Origin of the sequence: Flavobacterium sp. UBA7680 (assembly GCF_002482975.1) — a bacterium.
Lineage (GTDB): Bacteria > Bacteroidota > Bacteroidia > Flavobacteriales > Flavobacteriaceae > Flavobacterium.
On record NZ_DLHA01000029.1, the window covers coordinates 79,574 to 106,221 of the forward strand.

Sequence of the window (26,648 nt, forward strand, 5' to 3'; positions counted from 1 at the left end):
AAGTAATAAAAAACCGAAGCTGGATTGGCTTCGGTTTTTTTATTATAAATGAATTATAATATATTACTAACTTTTTTAATATAGATATAATATTCCTTATTGTCGTTTCCACCTTAAAATTGCCCAATCGGCCAATATTTTATTTCTTTGTTTAATTGATTCTTCATTCCAAATAACATAATCTTCTGCTAATCTCCTTCCTGTTGCATACATAGAATCCTTTGAAATTGTCGATTTCTTAACATCATATATATTTTGAGATAAGCTTTGATTCATTTGAGAACTTAAGGGAATCAAATTACCCCATGTATGAACATATTTTTCATGCTCTTCCTTTGTAAAGATTTTCGCCCAATCTTGATTTAACTTTTGTGGCAAAATATGTTCAATCCATGGATCTGCTATTTCTGGAAAATCCGCATTTAAAGATTTTTCATATTGTAAAATCACATATTTAGCAATATGCCCTGAATAAATTGATCGAGACTGAATCGAGTTGATTAATTTTTCATTATCTGGCCACTCTATTGTTGACCTTTTATTAATTACATTAAACAACTCTTGTTTAGTTGGATTATGTTTTATTGTATTCCATAAAGTTCGAAACATTACTAGTAAACCTGTGGGTTCAATACCACATAATGCACGTCGAACTAAAAACGACTCAATCCCATCCAGAATATCAACAACTTGACTAAAACTCAACCTTTCCTTCTTATACTCCTTTAATACTTTCATAAGAAAAGGAAATGTAGAACTAGGATTATTTGCAGATCTTAAATCTTTTAATTTTGTGACTACCTTTTTATCATAACTATCTGGGTAACGATTTGAGCACAGTGCTAAATATTCTTCCGAATATTCGTCTAATTTGTCAATTATGTCTTTTGGATCATGATCATCTCCTTTCCAAATTTTTTGAAGTTCCAGGAACAAATCCGCATTCTTAGTTGCTGGCTCATAGATAATGGAAAATGGAAAAAAGTAATTATCAAAATAATCTCCCAATTTAGTTCTAAATGGAAGCCAATAATCTCTATGGATTGAAAAAGCCTCTTCTGGTTTTTCCGAAACTTTTGAAAAAACTTCATTTCTAATCAAATCACCTATACCAATTGGTATACCTGGATCATTTAGACCTTTAAAAACGGTTGTTGCATTTGAAGGATCTCTTAGTAAAATAAAAACAAAAGTTAATTTTGTTGTTGCGGCTTCAACTAAATTCTGTATATGTTCAACACCAAAATCTTTATATCTTTTTTGCAGAATTTTTCGAATACGATCAAATTGATTAGTCAATTTTCCTGAATCTTTTCCTGATCTTTCTGGTAACTTTGTTTTTACGCTAAGCCAATCAGATAATTTGCCTGCATTAAATAAATGACTAAAAACAATGTTTAATTGAGCTCTATCAGAATATGAAGGGACTAATTTTGTATTGGAACCATTTTGCCACCATGTCAAAACAAGGCTTGTATTAACTAAACCAGATGCGTAATCATCGTCTCCATTTTTAGCAGATACGTAAGCCGCTGCAACAACTAAAAGATATAATGTTGTAAGTCTTTGTTGCCCATCAACTAACTCAAATATTTGTGGAGCAGCAGGATTTGAAGCTCTTCTTACACCAATTACTGCTCCCAAAAATCTATTCGCATCCTCGCCATCAATAACAGCATCAAGCTCATTCAACATTCTTGTTAATTGCTTGTCAGTCCATACGTACTCTCTTTGAAAAAGTGGAATTTGAAGCTGAGCTGATTGAGAAAGCAATTCATGAAAACTCATTTCATGTGTATTATCAGTTACTTTTGTTAAGTTCATATTAAAAAGTTAGTTAGATATGCAATTTACATATAATTGATTTTAATTAAATTAAAATCAATTATGAGTTTTCAACAAATTATTTTATAACAATGCTCTTAAAACATGCTTAATCAATACTTTTTAAAAAAATCAGCAATCTTATAATTAATTAAACAAATAAGAAAACTTTAATAAATCAATTTCATGCTGTTTGCTGAAAAAACGTAATTTTGAAATTCGAAGTTCAAAAACTAAGTTATTATGAAATATCATCAAATAAACAGCGCTCTTTTTGTAAAAAACCGCAAAAAATTCACGGCAGAAATGAAACCTAATTCGGTTGCCGTTTTCAACTCAAATGACATTTATCCAATTAGTGCCGACAGTACTTTGCCGTTTGCGCAACACAGAGATATTTTTTATCTAAGCGGTGTAGATCAGGAAGAAAGTATTTTGCTTTTGTTTCCGGATGCGCCTTATGAAAGCCAAAAAGAAATTCTTTTCCTGAAAGAAACCAACGATCATATTGCGGTTTGGGAAGGTGAAAAACTTAGTAAAGAACGTGCTTTTCAGGTTTCGGGAATTAGAACCGTTTATTGGTTACAGGATTTTCATAAAGTTTTGAACGAAATGATGACGTACGCCGATACAATGTACATCAATACAAATGAACATTATCGTGCAACTGTTGAAGTAGAAACTCGCGAAGCGCGTTTTGTAAAATGGTGGAAAGAACGTTATCCAGCACATAATGTTGCGAAAAGTAATCCCATTTTGCAGCGCATTCGTTCTGTAAAAGAAAGCGAAGAAATCGATTTGATTCAACAAGCTTGCGATATTACAGAAAAAGGTTTCCGCAGATTACTTTCGTTCGTGAAACCAAATGTTACCGAATATGAAATCGAAGCTGAATTGGCTCACGAATTTATCCGTAACCGTTCTAAAGGTTTTGCTTATACGCCAATTATTGCTTCTGGAAATAATGCGAATGTTTTGCATTATATCGAAAACAATCAGCAATGTAAAGCCGGAGATTTAATTTTATTAGACGTTGCGGCAGAATATGCGAATTATTCTAGCGATATGACGAGAACGATTCCGGTTTCGGGACGTTTTTCTGATCGTCAAAAAGCAGTTTACAATGCGGTTTTAAGAGTTAAAAATGAAGCTACAAAAATGCTTACTCCGGGAACGCTTTGGAAACAATATCATATTGAAGTGGGTAAAATCATGACTTCGGAATTAATTGGTTTAGGTCTAATTTCTAAAGCCGATGTTCAGAACGAAAATCCAGAATGGCCTGCTTACAAAAAATATTTCATGCACGGAACTTCTCACCACATGGGATTGGACACACATGATTATGGTTTGCTTCACGAACCAATGAAAGCGAATATGGTTTTTACGGTTGAACCTGGAATTTATATTCCGGATGAAAAATTCGGAATTCGTTTGGAAGATAATGTTGTAGTTCAGGAAAAAGGAGAACCTTTTAACTTAATGCGCAATATTCCAGTTGAAGTGGACGAAATCGAAACTTTGATGAATTCTTAATTCACGATGAAAAAGGTTTTTCTACTTGGATTTTTATTGTTTTTGGGAAACATTTTTGCCCAGACAGAAGGCTATGCAGTTAACACTGATGGAAGTAAAACCTATTACAAAACTTTTGGAAAAGGCGAACCGCTTTTAATTATAAACGGCGGCCCGGGAATGAACAGCAATGGTTTTGAAGATATGGCGAAAACGCTGGGCGAAAATCAGCAAACGATTATTTACGACCAAAGAGGAACCGGAAAATCTAAACTTTCAAAATTAGACGCTAAGACCATTTCGATGAAAATAATGGCTGATGATATTGAATCGTTACGAAAACATCTTAAAATCAAAAAATGGAATATTCTGGGGCATTCTTTTGGCGGAATGTTAGGTTCATATTATGCGACGGTTTATCCAAGTAGTATCGATAAATTAGTTTTATCATCATCTGGCGGCGTTGATTTGACTTTATTAAAAAGTCCGAATTTAATTGAAGCCGGTTTAAGCAAAGCCGAAAAAGATTCTCTAGATTACTGGAATGACAAGATTGAAAAAGGCGATACATCCCACAAAGCAAGACTTGGACGCGGAAGAGCGATGGCTCCGGCTTATGTTTACGATCAAAAATTTGTTCCGATAATTGCCGAAAGGTTAACGCAGGGAAATTCGACAATAAATGGTTTGTTATGGTCTGATATGCAGAAAATGAATTTTGACTGCAAAGACAAGCTAAAAACCTTTAAAAATCCGGTTTTAATTATTCAAGGAAAAGAAGATATTATCAGTAATGAAATTGGAGAATTGGCACATCGAACTTTTCCAAATTCTAAACTGATTTTATTAGAACATTCAAAACATTACGGATGGCTTGATGCGAGAGAAAAATACTTCTCAGATATTAATTCATTTTTAAAATCATAAAAAATATAAAAAAACAAAGCCCTTAATTATTAAGGGCTTTGTTTTTTATATAAATCGTTTATTATCCAATTTTTGAAATCTGAATATCCAATTGAAATTTGCCGTCAGCTTCATTTCCGTTGATTAATTCAAAAAGCTCTAAAGCTCTTCTTGCATTTTTCTCTTCTTCTCTTTGCTCAGCCACATACCACATCATAAAATCCTCTGTAGCATAATCATTCTCAGCTCTACATTTTGCGATTACTTTATTGATTGCCTGAGTAACTGCAATTTCGTTTTGCAAAGCAATTTCAAATACTTCTCTAAAAGAAGCAAATTCCTGCTGCACTTCTGGAACAGATGGCGTAACTGCAATCCCTCCCATGTCTGTAATATATTTGAAAACTTTTAGAAAATGCTCTCTTTCTTCTTCGGCTTGCTTGTACATATAAGATGCTGTATTTGCATAACCATTTCTATCTAACCACGCAGCCATAGCTAAATATTTATTAGAAGCATCGCTTTCTATTTTTGCCTGTAAGTTCAATATATTTTCTATTCCTTCAACTAATGAAGTACTTGTTCTTAGTAAATCTTTCATAACCTTTAATTTTTAGTATGTGTAAAATTACTAAAATTAAAGGAGGCAGCCCTAAATGCCTGAAAATTTGGATTTAATCTAAGTAAGAATCTAAATAAGCTCTACGTTAACCGTATTACAAAGCATAGAATGTAAAGCGAGGGTGAATTTTGTTCCGTTTAATAAATCTCTCAACTGCACTATTTCGCAGATAGTAAGATTTCTGGAAAAATTTCTTTTAGTAGTTTCAATCAGCTGTGCGTCTGACTGATCAGATAAATCATAAAGCATATTGAGAATGTCAACGCTATTAACCTTTCTTTGAAAAATCAAAAAATCATGAATTTTATAACTTGACACAGTATCAACAAAATTGATAATTATACTATTAGTCAAATCACATTGATAACTGTATCCTTTTTCGGTTTCAAATAATACTTTGGTGGTCAAATCACTAATTAATGCCATTCTGATAAAATATAATAACGATGCAAAAATATAGAATTTAAAGCAATAAAAAGCATAATTAAGACTAATTTAAAATAACAAAATCATTTAATGCTCTTAAAAAAAGCTCAAGTACACTCAAAGACTGCAATATTCTGCATTATTATTTATCTAATTTTAAAAATAAGAACGGCTTTCAAAAATGAAAGCCGTTTCTTTTTATCGCTTGTAAATATTATTGTTTTAAGACTTTAAAAGTTTGTGTTTTATTACCTGCTTTAATTTTTACAAAATACAATCCCTGACTGCCATTTATTGTTAAATCAAGTTTTGATAAATCAACTGCTTTTTCTTCGCTTATTTTTTTTCCGTTTGCATCGTAGATCTGTACGCTTGCATTTCCATCATAATTTTTTAAATCGACTGAAATCTTACCCGAAGTCGGATTAGGGTAAATAACAGCATTTGAAGTTTTTGTAAAATCCTCTGTTGATAATGTATTTTCATATTTAACCAAAGCACAGTTTTCTGTAAAATGCGATACAGATCCATCAATACCATTCGTATTAATCAAATCACCAAAGGTTTTAAAATTAGTTGCTTGTAAATTTCTACTAATATAAAAAGAATCATTTTCGGCTTTAAAAACACCCGTTATCTGATTCAAAAGAACATTGCTTTGGTCATCACTTTCTCCTGTAATGACTTTTTTCAGGTTCCCCTGCAAGTCATACGTTGCCATAAAGAAATTATCCACATTCAGCGTTAAATCATAATTTTTACCATCTGCACTAACCAATGTTGAAGTAGTTACACTTCCGCTATTACCTAGATATCCCAGTACATGCAGCAGATTTTCATCTTTAATAATTTTTGCTCCTGAACTATTGGTGGTATGCTGATCGCCCATAATCCACTCACAGGTTCCGGCTACATTCACCTTTGCTACATAATAAGCGCCAATACTCGTTTGTGTGAAAGATCCGTCAACATTTTCAAAATACTGAACAGCCGTTGCGGTATCACATCCATTTCCGCCTGTGAGGTAACTATTTCCGTTGTCATCAGTAACCATTGACGCAACACCTACCCCGTTAAAAAAGGCATCTTTGGTACCACTTTTCATCTTCCATTGCAAAGCACCATCTTTATTATATTTTGCTAGAAAAACAAAAGAATCATATTGCCCGTTACCCATAAAAGTCTCTGGTGTGGTCGTATTTCCGGCTGAGTAAAAATCAATTTGATTTTCGTAAACACCGGTTAGGTATACATTATTAGCATTGTCAAAACCAACATCAATAATTCCAGATCCGTTAACATGTCTGATATTGATACCTGTATACCATAAAACAGCACCTGTTGGGGCAATTTTAAGTACCGTTAAATTGTCTGCCTGAGAGGTTATCATATTTTGATTGATAACTGTAGTCGCTACGCCATTAAAATACAATTGATGTTGATTTGAATACAAATAATTCAAAATACCGGTTGAAATCAAATTATTCTCCTTATCCAGAAAAATATTTATAGGACTGTACCCATCATAAGTACTGCTTAAAGTCCAGATTACTTTTCCATTTTTATCCAATTTTACAATGTAACCCGATGTACTGTAATTGCCCAATAACGGATTTACATCAATTAAAGTTCCGGTGTTATCAATAAGATCTCCTGAGGTAATACCGCAGATATAAATATTTCCATCGGCATCTACTACTGATGAGAGAATATTATCTCTCTCTCTTTCAGTTGGGCTTGGCAGGGTATAAATCATCCATTTTAGAGCTCCTTTACGATCATGTTTGGCCAGAAAACCTCCTTTTTTATCTGTTAAATCATATTTCAGACCAATTTTTGAATCAAATAACTGACTGTTAAATCCACCAAAGGTTAAAAAGCCGTCTGCTGTTGGCGTTATTCCTTTTGTAGCTTCAAATTCATAACCATTCCACGGTGAATCAACTCCGTTGTTCACCATAGTCCAGCATTCCTTAGGGTTATCAGATTCATTATAAATAAAAGGGCCTTCTTTTTCAATTTGATCGTAACAGCCATTATCTGACCACACTTCAAGATTGACTGTTGTTGCTCCCTCTTTAGAAAAACCAACCTCTTGTATGGCTTGACCCGGTGTACTTACTGATGCTCCAGCTGAGAAATCCCATTTATAATTTTGTGCATCAGTTCCTTTTTGGTAAAACGTAGCAGTTTCATTGGCTGTGGCATTTAACAAATCCGTATGAAATGCTGCTTTTGTATGCTCTACGGTAATAGGAAACCTATCTGAAAAACTTGCCGTACATGTAGCATTAATGTTTTTAGCTTCCAGAAAATAATCTCCTGATGCTGTTAAGTCATTACTTGTAAAAGAAATGGTTTGCCCATTTCCTACTCCGCTTGTACCAAAACGGGAACTACCACTTCGCAATGTATATACAACATCCGGTTCTGAGTTTTGAATTTGAATTGTTATCGGTTCGCTTTTGCACAGAATATTATCACTGATGGTTATTGGCAGGTTAATTTTCGGGATTGGCGTTACAAAAATGGTTTTAACATCTGAAGATTCAACGTCAGAATAATTTGTAACAGTGTATTTAATTTCATAAGTTCCAACATTTTGAAACAGATAAGACAAATTACCACATACTGAACCAACCTGAACATTATTTACAAACCATTTACAGCTTTTAACCGTTCCTGTTATTCCATTTAGGGTTAAATAATTTCCGGCGCAAACGCCTTCCAGTTTTGAAATATTTACATAAGGAACCCTAGCGCTTAGGCCGGTTGCATTTTTTAATATAACACCCGAATTACCACAGGCATAATACACCGGATTTGCTGCCTGTTTCCAAAAGCAATTTATACTGTAATTTGAAGAGGTCGATTCCCATTCAAGAACCTGACTATTTGAAACAAAATAAATCCCGTGATCTGTTCCAACATGTTCATTATCTGTACTGGCCAAAATGCATTTTGCATTTAAGGTACCTCCATAATAATTCGTATGACTGCTAATTAAATCATTATAAATGCTGTAAGATGAAAATCGGTTTCCGGCAGAAAAAGTTCTTCCGTTACTAAAAGTTCCTGAACCATACACTACTGTTTTATTGTCTGCATTTGGTGTTAGTACTTCTGTAAAATTATAATTGGCATCCAGATATTCCGTATACAATATTTTGCCTGTCGTTCCTATTTTACATCTACTGTTATAAAAGGTGATCGATGAAAAATTATCAGTACCCAAATTTTTAACTCTTGAAACCCCCGCTTGTGTAAAACTAACAAGTAGTCCGTTTTCGCCTACTGCATAATACCCGCCATAGTATGAAGAAAATGCAATTTGATTTAATTTTGAATTTACTTCGCCTGTATATAGAATGGTATACTGCAGTGACGGAAGATCAATTTTTATTATAATTGCCTGTTTTGTTACTGTATTTTGCCCACAGGCAAAAGCAGTTCCCGTTGAGGCTGAACCCACTGTACTTGAAACACAATGTGTAAAAGTGGTGTTTGCATACACTGCAGCATTTTCAGCATTGTCTGTTATCTCAAACCTGCTCCAACTTGATGCTCCTTCTCCTCCATTTGAAGTGTAGTAAAGTCCTTTTTTTCCAGAAACTAAACCATTATTACCAAAAAAAACAACACCAGTCAAATCGTCTGTCAAACCAGTATTTAAGTTCTCCCATTGACAAAAGGCAAACTGAACATTAAGTAAAAATAAAACATAGAGTAAAGTTGATCTCATATAATTTAATAGGTTAATTATTAAAAATTGTAGTAAAACTAGTCATTTTTTAACACTTTACACGTCAATAAAAATGTTTTGTTAAAAACTGAAAACAATTTATTAGAGAACCTTATCAGTGCTTAAAATTTGCAGGCATATTCACCGCGCTTTCACTCAAAAAAATCCTATTGAGACAATATTGGTCAATTAAAATTCAAAAGGTTATTTTTGTAAAAATTATGATGATGAAAAATATTCTATATAAAAACACCAAAGTATCTTTTACTGATTCTGGAGAAGGAAACGCAATTGTATTACTTCATGGCTTTTTGGAAAACAAAAAAATGTGGGCAGAATATGTTGAATTGTTTTCAGAAAAATATCGTGTCATTACAATCGATTTATTAGGTCATGGAGAATCTGATTCTTTAGGTTACGTTCATGAAATGGAAGACAATGCAAGTGTTGTTTACGAAGTTTTAGAATCTTTAAAAATTGAAAAAGCAACTATTTTAGGTCATTCTATGGGCGGTTATGTTGCTTTGGCTTTCGCCGAATTATTTCCGAAAAACATTAAAAAACTAGTCCTGCTAAATTCAACTTCTAAAGAAGACAGCGCCGAGAAAAAACTAAACAGAACGCGTGCTATTAAAGCCGTAAAACAAAACTATGTAAACTTTGTAAGCTTAGCGATTGCGAATTTATTCAGCGAAAATAACAGAACTCGCTTAGCTGCCGAAATTGAAAAAGTACGAGAACAAGCTTTAAAAACACCTTTGCAGGGAATTGTAGCTTCGCTGGAAGGAATGAAAATACGAAAAGACAGAGAATGGCTTTTGCAGGAAAACCGCTTTCCGGTTTTATTGATTCTTGGAAGAAAAGATCCCGTTTTAAACTACGAGGAAAGTCTTGCTCAAATTGAAGACACAACGGCAGAATTGGTTTCGTTTGAAGATGGACATATGAGCCACATCGAAAATAAAGAAGAACTAAAACCGATCTTGTTAGATTTCTTCAACTAAAATAAAAAGGTAATAAAAGCAAAAAAGGCCATTCGAAATTCGAAATGGCCTTTTCTTTATTTTAGCATCAAAACTTTATAATTTTGAAATAATGTCTTTTTTGAATTTTCCTAAAGTCGCTCTTGTTAATCCAAGATTGGCTTTTTTAGCATCAACAGCTAAATAAATAAAATACTGCCCGTCTTCAGAAACATCTATAATATGTATTTGATCTGTTAATGTAATTAAAATATCGTTTATTTTTTGGTCTAATCCTAAAGCTTTAATGGCGTTTAATTTTGCTTTTACAACTTCTAAATTATAAGCAGATGCTAGTTCCGGATCGAAATCTGGATTTACAGAAAGTGAGCAATAAGACATTCCTGTCTCAACCTCAGTTACTGAAACTGCAATAAATCCGCTAACATTCTCTCTTAAATCATTTTGAAAATTCTGTAAAAAATCTGACATGTTTTTATATATATTGGTTTAAATTAATTATTGAAAACGGTATCCATTCTTCTAAGCAGCAGACCCATTTTACTTATATCTTTAGAAAGCAAAGCAACGCAATTATCGTCCTGATCTTTATTTGCAACCACGATACCGTCATTGTTTTTGATCATAACTTGTTTTAAGTCACCATTATTAACATCTTCAGACATTTCTAAACACATTTTCAAAATCATTCCAATCATTGCGGCAACATTTCCGTCATATTCAAGGTTAACAGATTCTAATAAAATTCCGTCGATATTAAAGGTAATTCCAGACTCAGCGCCAGTTTCTTCAACCAATGTATTTAAATCAATCATAATGTTAAAATGTTTAAGAATGTCAAAGTTATTTTTAATAAACAGAATTGTTTGATGAACACTTGTTAAAAAAACAGAACAGCCAACTGTCTGACTCACTTTTATTTATAGTATAATTTAACTCGATCTTTAAAAGAAAATCTTCAAAAATATTTAACAGAAAAAAGAGATTTACTCAAAAATGAAACATTTTAGTTCAGAAAATTCAAAACATAGGTTTGATAAGTACAGATAATCAGTTTAATAGAAGTTTTTCTTAAATTTGCTAAAAATTATTCCAATGAAAACAGTTGATGAATTACGCTTTGATTTAAATGTAAAACTGATGAAGTTTAGAAGATTTCGCTTTGAAAATGGACCAATAAATACCCCGAATTCAAAAGAATCTGAAAAGAAAGGTTTCTTCAAAAAAATATTTAGTTAAAAACTACTTACAAAAAGCCGCGATTATTATTAAATAATAATCGCGGCTTTTTCCTTTATGCTGTGAAGCTTACATTTTATTTTTAAAAAACAATCCTTTTTCATCAGGATTACATTTTCAAAATTGTCCTAAATAAGACTTATTCTTCTCTTTTCATTTTTTGGGTTTTCAAATTTAATCTCTAAATTTTAAACAATTTACTTGAGAAATTCTTTTAGGAAGTCAATTTAAAAGTATTGAAAAACGAATTTTTAATTGGAGATAAAGGTTTTTTATTCTGAAATCTTATTTTCTCTTTTCATTTCAAATTACCCCAATAAACCGGCAAATGTTAAAAACAGAGTAATTTTGTTTAGCGATAGATAATTTGAGATTTTCTGAATGATCTAGTAATTGAGAATATATTAATTTTGAGGTTAAAAACGTTGTAAGTAACTAGTTACACTTTTTCTTCAAAAGGAATATTGCTGTCAAATATTTCATTTAACAATACAACTATTTCTTCTACATAACTATTCAAAATTGCCTTACTTACTGTTATATCCAGATCTTTTTCTTCTTTAAATCCAAAAGGTAAAAATCCTGATTTTAAATTTTTAAAAGAAATAATTCCAACTTCTATTGGAGTATCTCCCGCATGTTCTTCAAACATAAATGCATAAGCTAAAACCTGAATAATTTTATCGTTTTTAAGCTCTTGTGTTAATCCGTTCCACGATTTAAGTATAACGCTTGTTTTTTCGACTTTTCCGGTCTTATAATCAATGATTCTTATTTTTCCGTTACGAAGTTCAATTCTATCAACATTTCCTTTAATTAAAACCGGAAATGATAAATCAGGGTGAGTAAGATTTCGTTGAAAAGTTTGTTCCAAAGCAATAATCTTAACCGCATCTCCATTTTTGATCAATTCTAATTCCATTTTCAAGAAATTAGACACATTTCGCTTTGAAACTTCAAAGGCTAAAAGATTACGTCCTTTTTTAATTTCACCTTCTTTATACACCAATTTAAATTGTTTCAGCACTTCATCATCCAACAATTTAAAACAGTTTAATAAATCAGCTTCTGAAATAAACTTTCCAATAAAAGGTTCGTACAGTGTTTTTAATGTTTCGTGAATAATTGTTCCGAGTGTATTTAAAGCGATGTTCTCCTCTACTTCTTCGACTTCGCGAATACGCAGGATTTTTTGAAAATAAAACTCAATTGGATTTCGAATGTAACTCGTCAACGCCGATGGAGAAAAACCAGCAGTGGCAATTTCTTTTAAACGTTCCATAACTGCTTTTGATTTCGGAATTACCATTGGTTGATATGCCGTAGTTGGTAATACCGGATTATAAATATCAAAAGTCAAATTATGCTTTGATTTTTTTTCTACTTCAAGCTGAGTTATAAAACGGCTGCGTTCGCCGGCGTCTAATCCGTCATTTTCTGTATTATAAATTAGATAGATGTTTTTTGCACGCTGTAATAAATGATAAAAGTGATAGGTATAAATAGCGTCTTTTTCTTTAAAAGTCGGCAGACCTAATTCTCTTTTTACATCATAAGGAATGAATGAATTCTGAGATTTTCCCGCTGGAAATTTACCCTCATTCATTGAAGTGACAATTACGGTTTCAAAATCAAGAACACGACTTTCAAGGACTCCCATAATTTGCAATCCACGCAAAGGTTCACCTTCAAAAGAAACTTCAGCTACGTCAATAATCTGTTTATAAATCGCATGAAGTGTATCAATATTATCAATGTGTTTATGCTGCGAATAATAATTTATGAGTTTATTAATCACTTTAAAAACAGCATACACAAAAGTTTTAGCGATTTTTTCTTCTTCATTATCATTGCTAAAATTCTGTTTTATCAAAAGTAATATTGCCGAGATATTTTCAAGAACCGCTACAGATCCGTTTTCCCATTTTTGAAACAATAAAGAAAATAATTCAGATGGGTTTTGATTGAGTTCTAAAATCTTATTGAGTGTAATAAAAGTGTAGTTGTTCTCTTTGATTATTCTAACAATATGATTCGTCTTCGCATACGGCTCAACTAAAGGATGCGTCAGAATATCCAGAACATCTTTATAATAAAAAACATAACTGCCGCCAGCACGCGAAAGTGCATTGGTATGCATTTTGAAAAACTTAGCTACCAATATCTGCGAAGGATTATTCTTTCCTGAATATCCCATTGTAATATTTAAAGCCCCAACCGAAGAAGGCAGAGAATACAGAACCGGAATTAAAAGATTTTCTTCTCCCAGCACAATTGCAACCTTGTCTAGAGAAGCGGCTGGATTTTCATTAATTAAATTCTCAATAATGCTTCCGGCTAATTTAGCTTGCCCAATTGTTTTTGGAGTACCAATAACCTGAATGTTTTTCGTTTGAGAAAAATCGTCTACAATCCATTCAAAAGGGTGGGATTTATAATGCTTCCAACTTTCTTTAAAACGCCGAACAAAAAGCCCCGCATCGTGAAAAGGATCATTTAAAAAAGCCTGGTCTACATCCCAGTAAATTTTGGCCTGATCAAGTGCTAAAAGATGCTGCACAATTTTTTCTTCCGCGGCATTTAAGGCATTGAATCCGGCAAAAATAAAATTACGATTCGAAATAGTATTTGAAAAATGATTCAGATTATTTACTGCTTCTCTATAAATCAGACCTTGATAACCAATTGATTTATTTAAGAGATGATTGTATAGTGAATCGTAATATAGAGGCAGAAGTTTCCAAAAGTCAATATAATTTTCTAAAAGTTTAGTTTTATTTTCGACTTCTATTCCCCATTTTTTAATGTCTTCGATATCTTTTAAATAAGACAAAACATGATTCGGCTCCAGAAGGTAACGATCAATTTCGTTAAAGTCCTGCAAGAGTGTTTTTGCCCAATTAGCAAACAACTCAAAAGATTGCTGGTGCTGTTTTTCAGTAACTGATAAATAAACTTCATAAAACTCAAACAGCAACTCAATTGAATCTACAGATCTAATTGAAGCAACATCTTGCACAAAATCTTCAATACTTATAATTTCAGGAGAAAGAATTGTTTTTGAGGTTTCTTTTTTAAGCGCTTCAATTAAAAAAACTTTAGCCCTTTTGTTCGGTAAAACAATAGTAGTTTCTGCAAGTTTATCTGAATAATCCTGTATTACGACAGCTGCAATTTTTTCTAAGAAAGAAGTATTTATCATTGTATAAAAATAAAAAAAGCCATTCAATTAAGAATGGCTTTTCAATATTATTTACAAAAGTAAATTATAGCTTACCTTGGTATTTAGAACCTACGTGTTTAATTTCAGTTCTTCTGTTTTGTGCTTTACCTGCAGCAGTTTTGTTACTTGCAACTGGTTGAGAAGATCCAAATCCTTTAGCTTCTAAGTTTTCAGCGTTAACACCTCTTTCAACTAAAGCGTTTAATACCGCGTTAGCTCTGTCTTGAGATAATTTATCATTTACTTTAGCAGAACCTGTACTATCTGTATGTCCTTCAATAGAGAATTTCGCGTTTGGATAGTTTTTAAGGATTTCTTTAATAGCGTCTAATCTAGCTGGAGTTTCTTTGTCACCAGTTTTGAAAGTAGCTTTTCCTGAGTTAAAGTAGATTGCTCTAGCTTGAACTTTAAGATCTTCTAAAGCTTGAGAAGATACTTCAGGACATCCTCTGTTACTAGCTGGACCAGCAACTGTAGGACAATCGTCATCTTTATCTAAAACACCATCTTTATCAGCGTCTAAGAAAGGACAACCACCATTTTCTTTAGGACCTGCAACTGTAGGACATTTATCGTCTTTATCAGCGATTCCGTCTCCGTCAGTATCAGGACAACCTTTTAATGCAGCTAAACCAGCAACATCTGGACAAGCGTCATCTTTGTCAGCAACACCGTCTCCGTCTCTATCAGGACATCCGTTTAATGCAGCTAAACCAAATTCATTTGGACAAGCATCAGAAGCATCAACGATTCCATCTCCGTCAGTATCAGGACATCCGTTGAATTGCTTTAAACCAGCAACATCTGGACAAGCATCATCTTTATCGTAGATACCGTCACCGTCTGTGTCTTTACCACCAAATTTGAATACAAGACCAGCAGTGTGTTGGAAGTGAGATGGAGCGTCTGGAACACCAGCAGCATCTTCTCTATCTCCACTTACAGACCATTTGTATTTCGTAGCTAACTCAAGACCAATAGCATCAGTAAACCAAAAAGTAATTCCAGCACCTGGATTTACAGTTCCGTAGCTGCTATCTCCGAAGAAAGTATAACCTCCACCAACAGATAACGAAGGATCAATCACTTTAGATTTGATTAATTCTTGGAAGCTGTATTTGATAGTAGCATCAATTCCGTAGTACATTAAATCACCAGGGTTTCTAACAACTAGACCTCTTGCATCGTGATCAGCAGCAGTTGGATCAAAAACAACATATTTGTCAATTTTGTTTACAGATCCTTGTAAACCAACTGAGAAACCGCTACCTACATATCTAGACACACCAATGTAAGATAAAGAAGGAAGAATATTCCAGTTGTCTTTTACAGCAAACGGCTGAGAAAAGTGTGCTGGGAAAAAGTCAACATGATCTGGACTTGCACTAGTCCTTGTATCCACAGCATTCACCCCAAAAGAGATAGCCCATGGATTGTTACTGTCTTGTGCGTGAGAGCTTAAACCCATCACCATCATTACAGCAACTAAAAGTTTGTTAAGATGTTTCATACTTAATTTTTTTAATTACAATTTAGTTAATTACAAGCAAAAGTAACACCAAATTTTTTAAATACAAAATCAAATGTTAAAAAAAACCTACAAAAATTACACTAATGTGGTAATTATATAACTTTTAACATTTTACCTGTTAATTTAAAAGCTTCTATTGCCTTGTCTAGATGCTCTTTAGTATGAGCAGCAGAAAGCTGGACTCTAATTCTGGCTTTATCTTTCGGAACTACCGGAAAGAAAAATCCTATAACATAAATCCCTTGTTTTAAAAGTTCATTAGCCATAGTCTGCGATAATTTCGCGTCATATAACATTACAGGTACAATCGCAGAATCACCATCAATTATATCAAATCCTGCTTTTTTCATCCCTTCCTTAAAGTAATTAGTATTCCATTCTAATTTATCCCTAAGTGTTGTATCCTTTTCTAATAATTCGAAAACCTTTATTGAAGCTCCTACAATTGATGGCGCTAATGAATTAGAAAATAAATAAGGCCTAGAACGCTGACGTAAAATTTCTATTACTTCTTTTTTAGCCGTTGTGTATCCACCCATTGCTCCACCTAATGCTTTTCCTAAGGTACCTGTTATAATATCAACACGTCCCATTACTCCTTTTGCTTCAAGTGTACCTTTTCCTGTTGCACCAATAAATCCAGCAGCGTGGCATTCATCCACCATAACTAATGCATCATATTTATCAGCTAAGTCGCAAATCTTATCCAGAGGAGCAACTAATCCGTCCATAGAGAAAACCCCGTCGGTTACAATTAGTTTAAAACGAGTTCCTGCTTCGGTTGCTTTGATTAATTGCTGTTCAAGATCTTCCATGTTGCTGTTTTCATAGCGATAACGAGCTGCTTTACACAAACGAACCCCATCTATAATAGAAGCGTGATTTAAACTATCTGAAATAATTGCATCGTTTTCTCCTAATAAAGGTTCAAAAACTCCACCGTTTGCATCAAAAGCTGCAGCATATAATATGGTATCTTCTGTACCATAAAAATCTGCAATTTTTTTTTCTAATGTTTTATGAATATCCTGAGTTCCACAAATGAAACGTACAGACGACATTCCGAAACCGTGTGTATCCATTGCGTCTTTTGCAGCCTGAACTACTTCTGGATGTGACGAAAGACCTAAATAATTATTGGCACAAAAATTTAAAACTGTCTCTCCTGTCGAAATTGTGATCTCTGCACCTTGAGCAGAAGTTATAATTCGCTCCTTTTTAAAAATTCCATTTTCTTCGATTGTCTGCAGCTCACTTTGCAGATGCTCTTTAATTTTACCGTACATTTTTATCTATTTAAAACGTTAAAAATTAACAACTTAACCCGTAAAAAGAGTAGTTATTTCTTTAACATCTGATTAATATTTTCACAAATTTACCACTTCAATTTCCGATCCTATATATACCAAAACCTTTTTTAACACTTTGTATCCTAAATCTTCAATAGCATCTTGATATTCTTGAATTTGTTGCTGATATTTTGAATTAATTGCACCTGTTTTATAATCCAGCAAATAAGCTTCCTTATTATTAGTTAATACAACGCGGTCTGGTTTTAAAATTTTCCCTTCTTTTTGAACTATAGTTTGCTCATTCAAAACCTTATAATTACCATCAAAACAAATATTTAATTCGTCATGATTTACAATTTCATTAAGTGTTCTTAAAACCATTTCAGATTGATCAATCGTTATTAAACCATTTTCAAGTGCTTTTACAACGGCAAGATCAACATCTGACTTATCTTTTATGAAAGCCAAAATCTCGTGCACGATATTTCCATACGAAATCGCTTCCTGCTGGTGCGTTCCCCACATTAAGGCTTCACGCTGTGCTATTTTAATATTTTTAGGATTTAAAACTTCTTTTACTGTCGGAATTATCTTTAATGTATCAACAGATTCTTCAGATTTAGAAAGTTTAATTTTATTTCCAAATTCATATTCCAGCTTTTCAGAATCAAAAACTCCTTCATGCATCAAAAATTTAATAAAATATGAAGCCATATTATTTGGAAACTCACCATCTTTTCTTTCTTTTAAAGACTGAGAAATAATATACAATTGTTCTTCTGCACGTGTTAAGGCAACGTATAGAACATTAATATTATCTAGTAATTCTTCCTGTTTTTTTAAATTAAAAACTACCGAAGCACTTTCACCAAAACCTTCAACTGCACTGCTATTATCAATTAAAGCTTTTGGAACACCTAAATCAGATTCTTCAGTATCGAGCCATAATTTATCTTTTGGCTTTCTGTTATAATCTTCTTCTGCAAAAGGCATAATCACAACCGGAAATTCCAATCCTTTTGATTTATGGATCGTCATGATTCGAACTGCATTATTTCCTTCCGGTGATGGAATACTGAATTTCTCAGAATTTTTATCCCAGTAATTGAGGAAATCAGCAATTCCAGCTTGATTTCGAATATCTCTTTCTAAAACAATATCCAGAAAAAACTGCACATAAGCATTTCCTTCTGACGGAGGTATAAATTTTGAAATGATTATTTCTACAGCTTCATAAAGCGATTTTTTTCGAACATTTTCAAAAGACAGCGAAACATCAAATGTCAAAAGCCATTTTTCAAAATCTTCTTCAAATTTCTGCGACATTCCCTGAGCAATAAAATCATGAATTGGCATTTCGATTTCCTTATTTTCAGCTAAAAAATGAAGAAAATAGGCTTTCGATTCTAAATCGGCATTGTTGTTTAGATATCTCAGAAGATTAATTATCAAACGAACTTCTGTCGCATTTTGAATCATTAATGTTTCTGATGATAAAAGTGGGATATTTTGTTCCGTCAAGTAATTTGCAATTGCAATTCCCTGATCTCTTTTTCTAGTTAAAACAACAATGTCTTTATATTTAAAACCTTCTCGAAGTACTTTTTGAATTGTATTTAAAGTTGCTAAAACATACAAATCTGATTTTTCGACAACTTCTTCCTCATCAGCAAAATCATTTTTTTCGATTATTGGAAGAAAAGAAATATTTACATAACCGCCTTTTTTTGAATTTGTATTTTGAAAACTATGATTTTCATATAAATCTTTATAATCTTCATTTATAAATTCAGAAGAAATCAATTTAAAAAAAGCATTATTAAAATTAATAACCTCGCTATAACTTCTGTAGTTTGTATCTAAATGTTTCAGCACTTTTTCATGACTAAAAAAAGAAACTTCTTCTTTTCCTAATTCAATAAACTGCTCAGCTTTTCCTCCTCTCCATCTGTAAATAGATTGTTTAGGATCACCTACAATCATCAAAGTTCCTTTATTACCATAATCATCTTCACCAGAAAGTGAGTTATGGATTAACGGAATTAAGTTCTGCCATTGCATTTCTGAGGTATCCTGAAATTCATCAATAAAAAAATGACGATATCGCTCTCCTAAACGTTCATAGATAAATGGCGCCGGCTGATTCTGAATTTCACGATGAATAATCGCGTTGAATTCTGAAATGGACAAAACATTTTGTTCTGACTGAATTTTTGCCAATTCATTACTTACTGTATTTAGCAATGAAAGCGGCGTAATGTTTTTTAGAAATGCTTTATAAAAATCTCTTTTTTCGAAATTCTTATAAACCTTAACCAAAATTTGAAGCAATTCCGGAATTATATTTTCAATTAATGATTTGTCTTTTGCTGTTTTATTAATGGCAATATCATCGAATTCATGAAAGGTTTTATTTCGCGGATTAAATTTTCCGTCCCGAATACTTTCTAAGTGATTTGGAAATGTTCCTCTCGAAAATGATTTTAAATCAATTCCGTTTTTATCAATTAATGAAAGCGCTTCTATTGCAAATTGCTCGTTTTCTGACTCCAGATCTTTACATAATGCGAGCATTTTCTTTTTAATCTCAACAAATTCCTCGATTGTTTTATCGTTAAAATGAAGAATTTCATTTCGATTATTTTCATTTAAAACCAAGCGTCCGGTTTCAAGAATTTCTCTGGAAATATCCCAACTTTTATCGTCGTCGGTTTTTTCCATTGTAAAATCGATAAGCAATTTAGTCAGCGTTTCGTCCTGACCGGCCTGTGCAATAATAGCATCAACAGCTTCAACCAATAAATTTTCGGTATCCAGAGTGACTTCAAAAGTCATGGGAAGATTTAAATCGTGTGCAAAAGCACGAATCACTTTATGCGTAAATTTATCAATGGTAGAAATATCAAAAGCAGCATAATTGTGAATTAAATGCTTGATGATACTTTGCGCTTTTACTTTAATCTGAATAAGTGAAAGTCCGATGTCTCGAGATAAATCTTCCATTAAATCAACAGCTTTTGCGGAAGGCTCGTCTTTTGCAAATTCAGATAAACTCCCCACAATACGGCTTTTCATTTCATGAACTGCCTTATTTGTAAAAGTTATAGCTAAGATATTACGGTAAGCATCGGGTGTTTTTGATGAAAGAATAATTTTTAAATATTCTTTGACCAAAGTATACGTCTTTCCTGATCCTGCAGAAGCATCATAAATGGAAAAAGACGGACTTTGCATAGGTTTGGTTTTTTTGTATTGTAAAAATAGCACAATAATATCAAACCTCAATAATGTAAAATTTTCAAATTCTAAAAAATAAAAATTCCAAATTCCAATATCTGCGTGCAATGAACACTTCAAATATTGGAATTTCTTTTTTGAATTTTAAATATAATTTATTTAGTGTTTTGGAAATGCTCTTTTATTAAAGACTAACAAAATTCCAACTCCTGTAGAAATCGCCATATCGGCAACATTAAAAATAGCATTGAAGAACATAAAATGTTTTCCTCCAAAGATTGGTAACCAAGATGGAAGATCACCTTCCCAAATAGGAAAGTAAAACATATCTACCACTAAACCATGAAACCAAGTTCCGTATGGATGTGGCGAGAAAAGTGTTGCCAGATTATGTGTGCTGTCATCAAAAATAACTCCGTAAAAAACAGAATCAATAATATTACCTGCGGCTCCGGCAAAAATTAAAGCTATTGAAATAATCAAATAAGTGGAGTGACGTTTCTTAACGGCATCAGCAAGCCAGTATCCAATTCCGAATACGGCAAAAATTCTGAAAACGGTTAGAATCAACTTTCCGTATTCTCCCGGAATTTTTGTTCCCCAAGCCATTCCTTCATTTTCAATAAAATGAATTCTAAACCAGTCAAAAAGCACCACTTCTTCACCTAGAACGAAGTTTGTTTTTACATAGATTTTAGAAAGCTGATCGACAATTAGAACTAAAAATATAAGGAAATACGCTTTTCTTAATGACATTTTATGATTTTTTGATGCGCAAAAATAACAATTAAATCAAAAAAAACGCTCCCTTGGGAACGTTAATTGTTTCGTAATAAAACTTAAACAAAATAATTTGCTTCAATTTTAGTTTTTGGATCTATCTTTTTGCAACGGCATTTGCCGGGCTGTCTGTAAAGAATTCTGAGATAGATTTAAAAATGCCTTTACTGGGTTTTCCTGCGGCAGCTCTCTTGGCTTCTGCCTTTTTAACTTCTGCTTTAAATTTAACGCGTAATTTTTCAAATTCCTTCATTCTGTGCTCAACATCGGAATTTACATCTTTGAATTTCAATACTTTAGCCATAGTGTAAGTTTTTTAAGTAAAAAAATAAAATATTTAACGATTTGGTTCTACAATGATACATAATTTAATTTATATTTGTTAACAATAATTAACAATTGTTTAGGAATAATCACAACTATATTTGATAATAGACACCAAAAACGAATTAATTTTAACTCTTTCCTCAAATCTTACAAAACTATGAATGAAATAACTACTATTTTAAACAACTTTTTGGTCGAAACAAAAGCTAGTGCAGCTTTAATTTTAAACGGTAAAGGAAAATTGATCACTTCTCTTAACCTTGACTACAGCGACAGTATTGCGGCTATGAGTGCTGGAATTTTATCTATGAGCGAAAAATTCCTAATTGATCTGGAAAAAGGCTCTTTAAAACAACTTTACTTAAAAAGTTCCGATGGGGTTGTCGTCGGAAATAAGATCAGCGGTTCTAACTTCGTGATTGCATTTTCACGAGAAGGAAGCAACCTTGGTATCTTAATGCATTCTACCGATGAATTATCTGTAGAACTCAGCAAAAATTCTCTATTAAAATAAACATACATCTATTAACCACAAACCCCAAGAACTATGAGTAACGATTTTTTAAACGTGTTTTTAAATGAAATGAAAACTAACGTAAACGGCTTTATAGCTGTAGCTGTAACAGAAATTGAAACAGGATTAAGCTTTGGCAACATTACCGTAGATTCAGCTTTTGATCCTGAATTGGCTGCCGCTTATAACCTGGAAGTTGTAAAAGCAAAATTGAATGCCGTAAAAGCGTTAGGTTTAAATCAGGATATCGAAGATATTTTGATTACACTTTCAAACCAAATTCACATTATCGACATTTCGCCTAACAAAAAATTTATGATTTATCTTGCCGCAGATGCAACTAAAGCAAATCTTGGAATGACAAGAGCGGTGTTAAGAAAACACAAAGCAGATTTAGAAAAAAATCTGGCGTAACAATTTTACTTTAAAAACCGCACCAATAAGGGCGGTTTTTTTTGGGGTCTATTCTGAAATTTCTTAGGTAGTTATACTTGTTTTATTCTTACAAAAAAGTTTGTTTTTAAATCAATTTATTTTGACTAATTATAAATAATTTCTTTCAACCTATTGTTTCCTCAGCAAAATCGAACAGAACAAAACATTAAACAAAAAAAAACGCCCCTAAAAGGAGCGCTTTATTTATTATGTATTTTTGATTATCTCTGCAAATTTTTAGCTTCGATACTCATTGTTGCATGAGGAACGATTTTAAGCCTTTCTTTGCTGATTAATTTACCTGTTACTTTACAAATACCATATGTTTTGTTTTCAACACGGAATAATGCGTTTTTTAAATCGCGAATAAACTTCTCTTGTCTAATAGCTAACTGAGAGTTTGCTTCTTTTGACATTGTCTCGCTTCCTTCTTCAAAAGCTTTAAAAGTTGGAGAAGTATCGTCAGTTCCGTTATTCAAATCATTCATATAAGCACTTTTAATCAAATCAAGATCTGCTTGTGCTTTTTGTATTTTGTTTTGGATTATTTCTTTGAACTCTGCCAAATCAGCGTCAGAGTACCTTGTAATTTCATCTATCATGGTATTATACTTTATTTTGAAATTAATATCAATGTTTTAATATCATCAAACTCAATTTCTGTGCCGTTTTCTAAAGCGTCAACAAAAACCAAATTATCTGTTAGTGTCTCAGACTTAATATAGTCTTCATTTTTAGAAACTGCTTCCTCTAATGGGCCGTTTCTTTTTATTTGTACTTTGATCTTATCAGTAACTTCAAATCCTGAATCTTTACGGATATTCTGAATTCTGTTTACTAATTCTCTCGCGATACCTTCGTTTTTCAATTCTTCAGATATTGTAATGTCAAGCGCAACTGTAATTCCATTTGAATTTGCAACCAGCCATCCTTCGATATCCTGCGATGTTATTTCGACGTCTTCTAGTGATAAAGTTACATTATTTCCAGCAATAACAATATCTAACGTTCCCTGCTTGTCTAATTGGTTGATCTGATCTGCAGAAAAAGCTTGTATTTCCTTAGAAATCAATCCCATATCTTTTCCAAAGCGTGGTCCAAGAGCCTTAAAATTAGGCTTAATCTGTTTTACCAAAATACCCGAATCATCGTCTAAAAGTGCAATTTCTTTCACGTTTACTTCGGCTTTTACCAAGTCAGAAATCGCTTCGATTTCAGCTCTCTGATTCTCGTCAAGTACTGGAATCATTACCTTTTGCAGAGGCTGGCGTACTTTTATCATCTCTTTTTTACGTAATGATAAAACTAAAGATGAGATCGTTTGCGCCTTCTGCATTTTGCTTTCCAACGTTTTATTAACAAAGTTTTCGACAAATTTTGGAAATTGAGCCAAGTGAACACTGGCAAAATCCTCAGTTCCTGTCGAAGCTGTCAAATCTCTGTATAATTTATCCATGAAAAAAGGAGCTACTGGAGCGCTTAATTTACTGATTGTTAACAAACAAGTATAAAGCGTTTGGTAAGCTGCAATTTTATCATGAGCATATTCACCTTTCCAGAAACGACGACGACATAAACGAACGTACCAGTTACTTAAGTTTTCCTGAACGAAATCAGAAATTGCTCTTGTTGCTTTTGTTGGTTCGTAATCTTCATAACATTCATCTACAAATTTGATTAATGAATGTAATTCAGAAATGATCCATTGATCGATTTCCGGTCTTTCGTTTAACGGAATTTCTGCTTCAGCGTATTTAAACCCATCGATATTAGCATATAACGAAAAGAATGAATACGTGTTGTATAGTGTTCCGAAGAATTTACGGCGAACCTCAGCAATTCCTTCAATGTCAAACTTTAAGTTATCCCAAGGATTTGCATTTGAAATCATGTACCAACGTGTGGCATCTGGACCGTATTCTGCAATTGTTTCAAAAGGATCTGTTGCGTTTCCTAGACGTTTAGACATTTTTTGTCCGTTTTTGTCCAGAACCAAACCATTTGAAACTACGTTTTTATACGCTACTTTATCAAAAACTAATGTTCCGATTGCGTGTAAGGTATAAAACCATCCGCGAGTTTGATCTACTCCCTCGGCAATGAAATTTGCAGGGAAATCTTTATTCTCGTCAATTTTATCTTTGTTTTCAAAAGGATAATGCCATTGTGCATAAGGCATTGCTCCAGAATCAAACCAAACGTCAATTAAATCACTTTCGCGTTTCATTGGCTTACCAGAAGCCGAAACTAAAGTAATTTGATCAACTACATTTTTGTGCAAATCAATTAAATCATAATTTGATTCAGACATGTTTCCGATTTCGAAACCTTTAAATGGGTTTTCTTTTTGAAAACCAGCTTCGATCGATTTTTCGATCGCATTGTATAATTCTTCAACAGAACCAATCAGAACTTCTTCTTTTTTGTCTTCCGTTCTCCAGATTGGCAATGGAATTCCCCAATATCTAGAACGAGATAAGTTCCAGTCGTTGGCATTTTTCAACCAATTTCCAAAACGTCCTTCACCAGTAGATTTAGGTTTCCAGTTGATAGTTTCGTTCAGGTCGAACATTCTATCTTTTACATCGGTTACTTTTATGAACCAAGAATCTAGTGGATAATATAACAACGGCTCATCAGTTCTCCAACTGTGTGGATAACTATGTACGTATTTTTCAACCTTAAAGGCTTTATTTTCTTCTTTTAATCGAATAGCGATTTCAACATCTACTGATTTCTCAGGAGCTTGTCCTGCATCGTAATATTCGTTTTTAACATATTTACCAGCTAAATCACCTAAATGAGAAGTGAATTTCCCTTGTAAATCAACTAACGGAACTGCATTCCCTTCTTCATCTAAAACTAACATTGGCGGAACTTCCGGTTTTGCTTCTTTTGCTACTTTAGCATCATCTGCACCAAAAGTCGGTGCGGTATGCACCACTCCTGTTCCGTCTTCTGTAGTAACAAAATCTCCGGCAATTACTCTAAATGCATTTTCGGCATTTTCGTATGGCAAAACATAAGGCAATAATTGTTCGTAACGAATTTCTACTAAATCTGCACCTTTTGCTTCGGTTAAGATTTTATACGGAAGTTTTTTGTCGCCGTTTTTAACGTTGTCAAAATCAGCATCGTCTTCACTTAAGAAAAATCCTTTTCCAAATTGTTTTCCAACTAAGTTTTTAGCTAAAACAACATTGATTGGTTCAAAAGTATATTGATTGAATGTTTTTACTAAAACGTAATCGATTTTTGGCCCAACTGTTAAAGCTGTATTCGATGGCAGTGTCCAAGGCGTTGTCGTCCAAGCCAAGATGTGAATATCTCCAAAACCTTGTAAAAAGTTTGGCAGTGTTTCTGGCAAAGTTTTAAACTGTGCTACAATTGTAGTATCTGTAACATCTCTGTAAGCTCCCGGCTGATTTACTTCGTGAGAAGATAATCCTGTTCCTGCTTTTGGAGAGTATGGCTGAATCGTGTATCCTTTGTACAACAAACCTTTATCGTAGATTTGTTTTAAAAGCCACCAAACAGATTCCATGTATTTTGGTTTATACGTTACATATGGATCTTCCATATCTACCCAATAACCCATTTTTTCGGTCAAATCATTCCATACGTCGGTATAACGCATTACGGTTTTTTTACACGCTTCGTTATATTCTTCGATAGAAATTGTTTTACCAATATCTTCTTTTGTAATTCCTAATTCTTTTTCGGTTCCTAATTCTACAGGTAAACCGTGAGTATCCCAGCCTGCTTTTCTTTTAACCAGAAAGCCTTTTTGAGTTTTATATCTGCAAAAAATATCTTTAATCGCACGCGCCATCACGTGGTGAATTCCTGGTAATCCGTTTGCTGAAGGCGGACCTTCAAAAAATACGTAAGGCTCTGCACCTTCGCGAGTAGTTACACTCTTTTCAAATATATTTTCTTTCTTCCAAAAATCAAGAACTTCCGACGCTACAGTTGGCAAGTCAAGTCCTTTGTACTCAGTAAATTTTGTACTCATTTTATCCTTTTCTTAAACGAGGTGCGAAAGTAAGGAA

The 26,648-nt window shown here is 33.1% G+C and carries 20 protein-coding genes; 6 read left to right on the forward strand and 14 right to left on the reverse strand.

The features are described 5' to 3' along the window. Positions 1–96: 96 nt before the first annotated feature. Positions 97–1,824, reverse strand: a complete 1,728-nt coding sequence (locus B3C18_RS12555) for a DUF262 domain-containing protein (protein ID WP_291147200.1) — start codon at positions 1,822–1,824, stop codon at positions 97–99. Between the two features lie 243 nt (positions 1,825–2,067). Between B3C18_RS12555 and B3C18_RS12560 the strand changes: the two genes are divergently transcribed. After that, positions 2,068–3,360: an aminopeptidase P family protein gene (locus tag B3C18_RS12560; RefSeq protein WP_291147203.1), complete on the forward strand. Its 1,293-nt coding sequence runs from the start codon at positions 2,068–2,070 to the stop codon at positions 3,358–3,360. Between the two features lie 6 nt (positions 3,361–3,366). Continuing rightward, entirely contained in the window at positions 3,367–4,266 is a 900-nt protein-coding gene (locus B3C18_RS12565; protein WP_291147205.1) for an alpha/beta fold hydrolase, read from the forward strand. Between the two features lie 61 nt (positions 4,267–4,327). On the opposite strand, the gene B3C18_RS12570 is transcribed toward B3C18_RS12565, so the two are convergent. The 3 genes from B3C18_RS12570 to B3C18_RS12580 form a co-directional block, all read right to left on the reverse strand. After that, positions 4,328–4,846 carry a ferritin gene (locus tag B3C18_RS12570; protein ID WP_291147207.1) on the reverse strand — a complete coding sequence of 173 codons (519 nt, stop codon included), beginning with the start codon at positions 4,844–4,846 and terminating at the stop codon, positions 4,328–4,330. 90 nt (positions 4,847–4,936) lie between these two features. After that, positions 4,937–5,293: a hypothetical protein gene (locus B3C18_RS12575; protein WP_291147210.1), complete on the reverse strand. Its 357-nt coding sequence runs from the start codon at positions 5,291–5,293 to the stop codon at positions 4,937–4,939. Between the two features lie 214 nt (positions 5,294–5,507). Further along, on the reverse strand, positions 5,508–9,035 hold the full coding sequence (locus B3C18_RS12580) for a T9SS type A sorting domain-containing protein (protein ID WP_291147213.1): 3,528 nt from the start codon (positions 9,033–9,035) through the stop codon (positions 5,508–5,510). Positions 9,036–9,262: 227 nt separating this feature from the next. On the opposite strand from B3C18_RS12580, the gene B3C18_RS12585 reads away from it, so the two are divergent. After that, on the forward strand, positions 9,263–10,039 hold the full coding sequence (locus B3C18_RS12585) for an alpha/beta fold hydrolase (protein ID WP_291147216.1): 777 nt from the start codon (positions 9,263–9,265) through the stop codon (positions 10,037–10,039). A gap of 75 nt (positions 10,040–10,114) precedes the next feature. Here B3C18_RS12585 and B3C18_RS12590 read toward each other — a convergent pair whose 3' ends face one another. Both B3C18_RS12590 and B3C18_RS12595 read right to left on the reverse strand, forming a co-directional pair. Next, positions 10,115–10,489, reverse strand: coding sequence for a hypothetical protein (locus tag B3C18_RS12590; RefSeq protein WP_291147219.1), 375 nt, complete (start codon positions 10,487–10,489; stop codon positions 10,115–10,117). Between the two features lie 23 nt (positions 10,490–10,512). Then, positions 10,513–10,833, reverse strand: coding sequence for a roadblock/LC7 domain-containing protein (locus B3C18_RS12595; RefSeq protein WP_291147222.1), 321 nt, complete (start codon positions 10,831–10,833; stop codon positions 10,513–10,515). Positions 10,834–11,113: 280 nt separating this feature from the next. Between B3C18_RS12595 and B3C18_RS12600 the strand changes: the two genes are divergently transcribed. Then, positions 11,114–11,257: a hypothetical protein gene (locus B3C18_RS12600; protein WP_291147225.1), complete on the forward strand. Its 144-nt coding sequence runs from the start codon at positions 11,114–11,116 to the stop codon at positions 11,255–11,257. Between the two features lie 439 nt (positions 11,258–11,696). Here B3C18_RS12600 and B3C18_RS12605 read toward each other — a convergent pair whose 3' ends face one another. The 6 genes from B3C18_RS12605 to B3C18_RS12630 all read right to left on the reverse strand — a co-directional run bounded on the left by B3C18_RS12605 (position 11,697) and on the right by B3C18_RS12630 (position 21,624). Continuing rightward, the gene (locus B3C18_RS12605) at positions 11,697–14,459 is read right to left on the reverse strand and encodes a PD-(D/E)XK nuclease family protein (protein WP_291147230.1); all 2,763 of its coding nucleotides are present in this window, start codon (positions 14,457–14,459) and stop codon (positions 11,697–11,699) included. A 64-nt stretch (positions 14,460–14,523) separates the two neighbouring features. After that, a complete protein-coding gene (locus B3C18_RS12610) occupies positions 14,524–15,990 on the reverse strand; it encodes an OmpA family protein (protein ID WP_291147233.1) in 1,467 nt (488 codons plus the stop codon). A 113-nt stretch (positions 15,991–16,103) separates the two neighbouring features. Further along, positions 16,104–17,297, reverse strand: a complete 1,194-nt coding sequence (gene kbl, locus B3C18_RS12615; protein ID WP_291147236.1) for a glycine C-acetyltransferase — start codon at positions 17,295–17,297, stop codon at positions 16,104–16,106. A gap of 81 nt (positions 17,298–17,378) precedes the next feature. Continuing rightward, complete coding sequence (locus B3C18_RS12620; RefSeq protein WP_291147239.1) at positions 17,379–20,537, reverse strand: UvrD-helicase domain-containing protein; 3,159 nt, start codon at positions 20,535–20,537, stop codon at positions 17,379–17,381. Positions 20,538–20,699: 162 nt separating this feature from the next. Next, entirely contained in the window at positions 20,700–21,296 is a 597-nt protein-coding gene (locus B3C18_RS12625; RefSeq protein ID WP_291147242.1) for a lipoprotein signal peptidase, read from the reverse strand. 121 nt (positions 21,297–21,417) lie between these two features. Next, positions 21,418–21,624 (reverse strand): hypothetical protein, encoded by a 207-nt coding sequence (locus tag B3C18_RS12630; protein WP_073485594.1) that lies wholly within the window; start codon positions 21,622–21,624, stop codon positions 21,418–21,420. A 180-nt stretch (positions 21,625–21,804) separates the two neighbouring features. Between B3C18_RS12630 and B3C18_RS12635 the strand changes: the two genes are divergently transcribed. Together B3C18_RS12635 and B3C18_RS12640 are read left to right on the forward strand one after the other, a co-directional pair. Next, a complete protein-coding gene (locus B3C18_RS12635) occupies positions 21,805–22,161 on the forward strand; it encodes a roadblock/LC7 domain-containing protein (protein WP_053473352.1) in 357 nt (118 codons plus the stop codon). A 33-nt stretch (positions 22,162–22,194) separates the two neighbouring features. Continuing rightward, positions 22,195–22,575: a hypothetical protein gene (locus B3C18_RS12640; RefSeq protein WP_053473353.1), complete on the forward strand. Its 381-nt coding sequence runs from the start codon at positions 22,195–22,197 to the stop codon at positions 22,573–22,575. A gap of 242 nt (positions 22,576–22,817) precedes the next feature. Here B3C18_RS12640 and B3C18_RS12645 read toward each other — a convergent pair whose 3' ends face one another. Beyond that, positions 22,818–23,198 carry a TraR/DksA family transcriptional regulator gene (locus B3C18_RS12645; protein ID WP_026983623.1) on the reverse strand — a complete coding sequence of 127 codons (381 nt, stop codon included), beginning with the start codon at positions 23,196–23,198 and terminating at the stop codon, positions 22,818–22,820. Between the two features lie 11 nt (positions 23,199–23,209). Continuing rightward, the gene (gene ileS / locus B3C18_RS12650) at positions 23,210–26,611 is read right to left on the reverse strand and encodes an isoleucine--tRNA ligase (RefSeq protein ID WP_291147253.1); all 3,402 of its coding nucleotides are present in this window, start codon (positions 26,609–26,611) and stop codon (positions 23,210–23,212) included. Between the last annotated feature and the right edge of the window lie 37 nt (positions 26,612–26,648).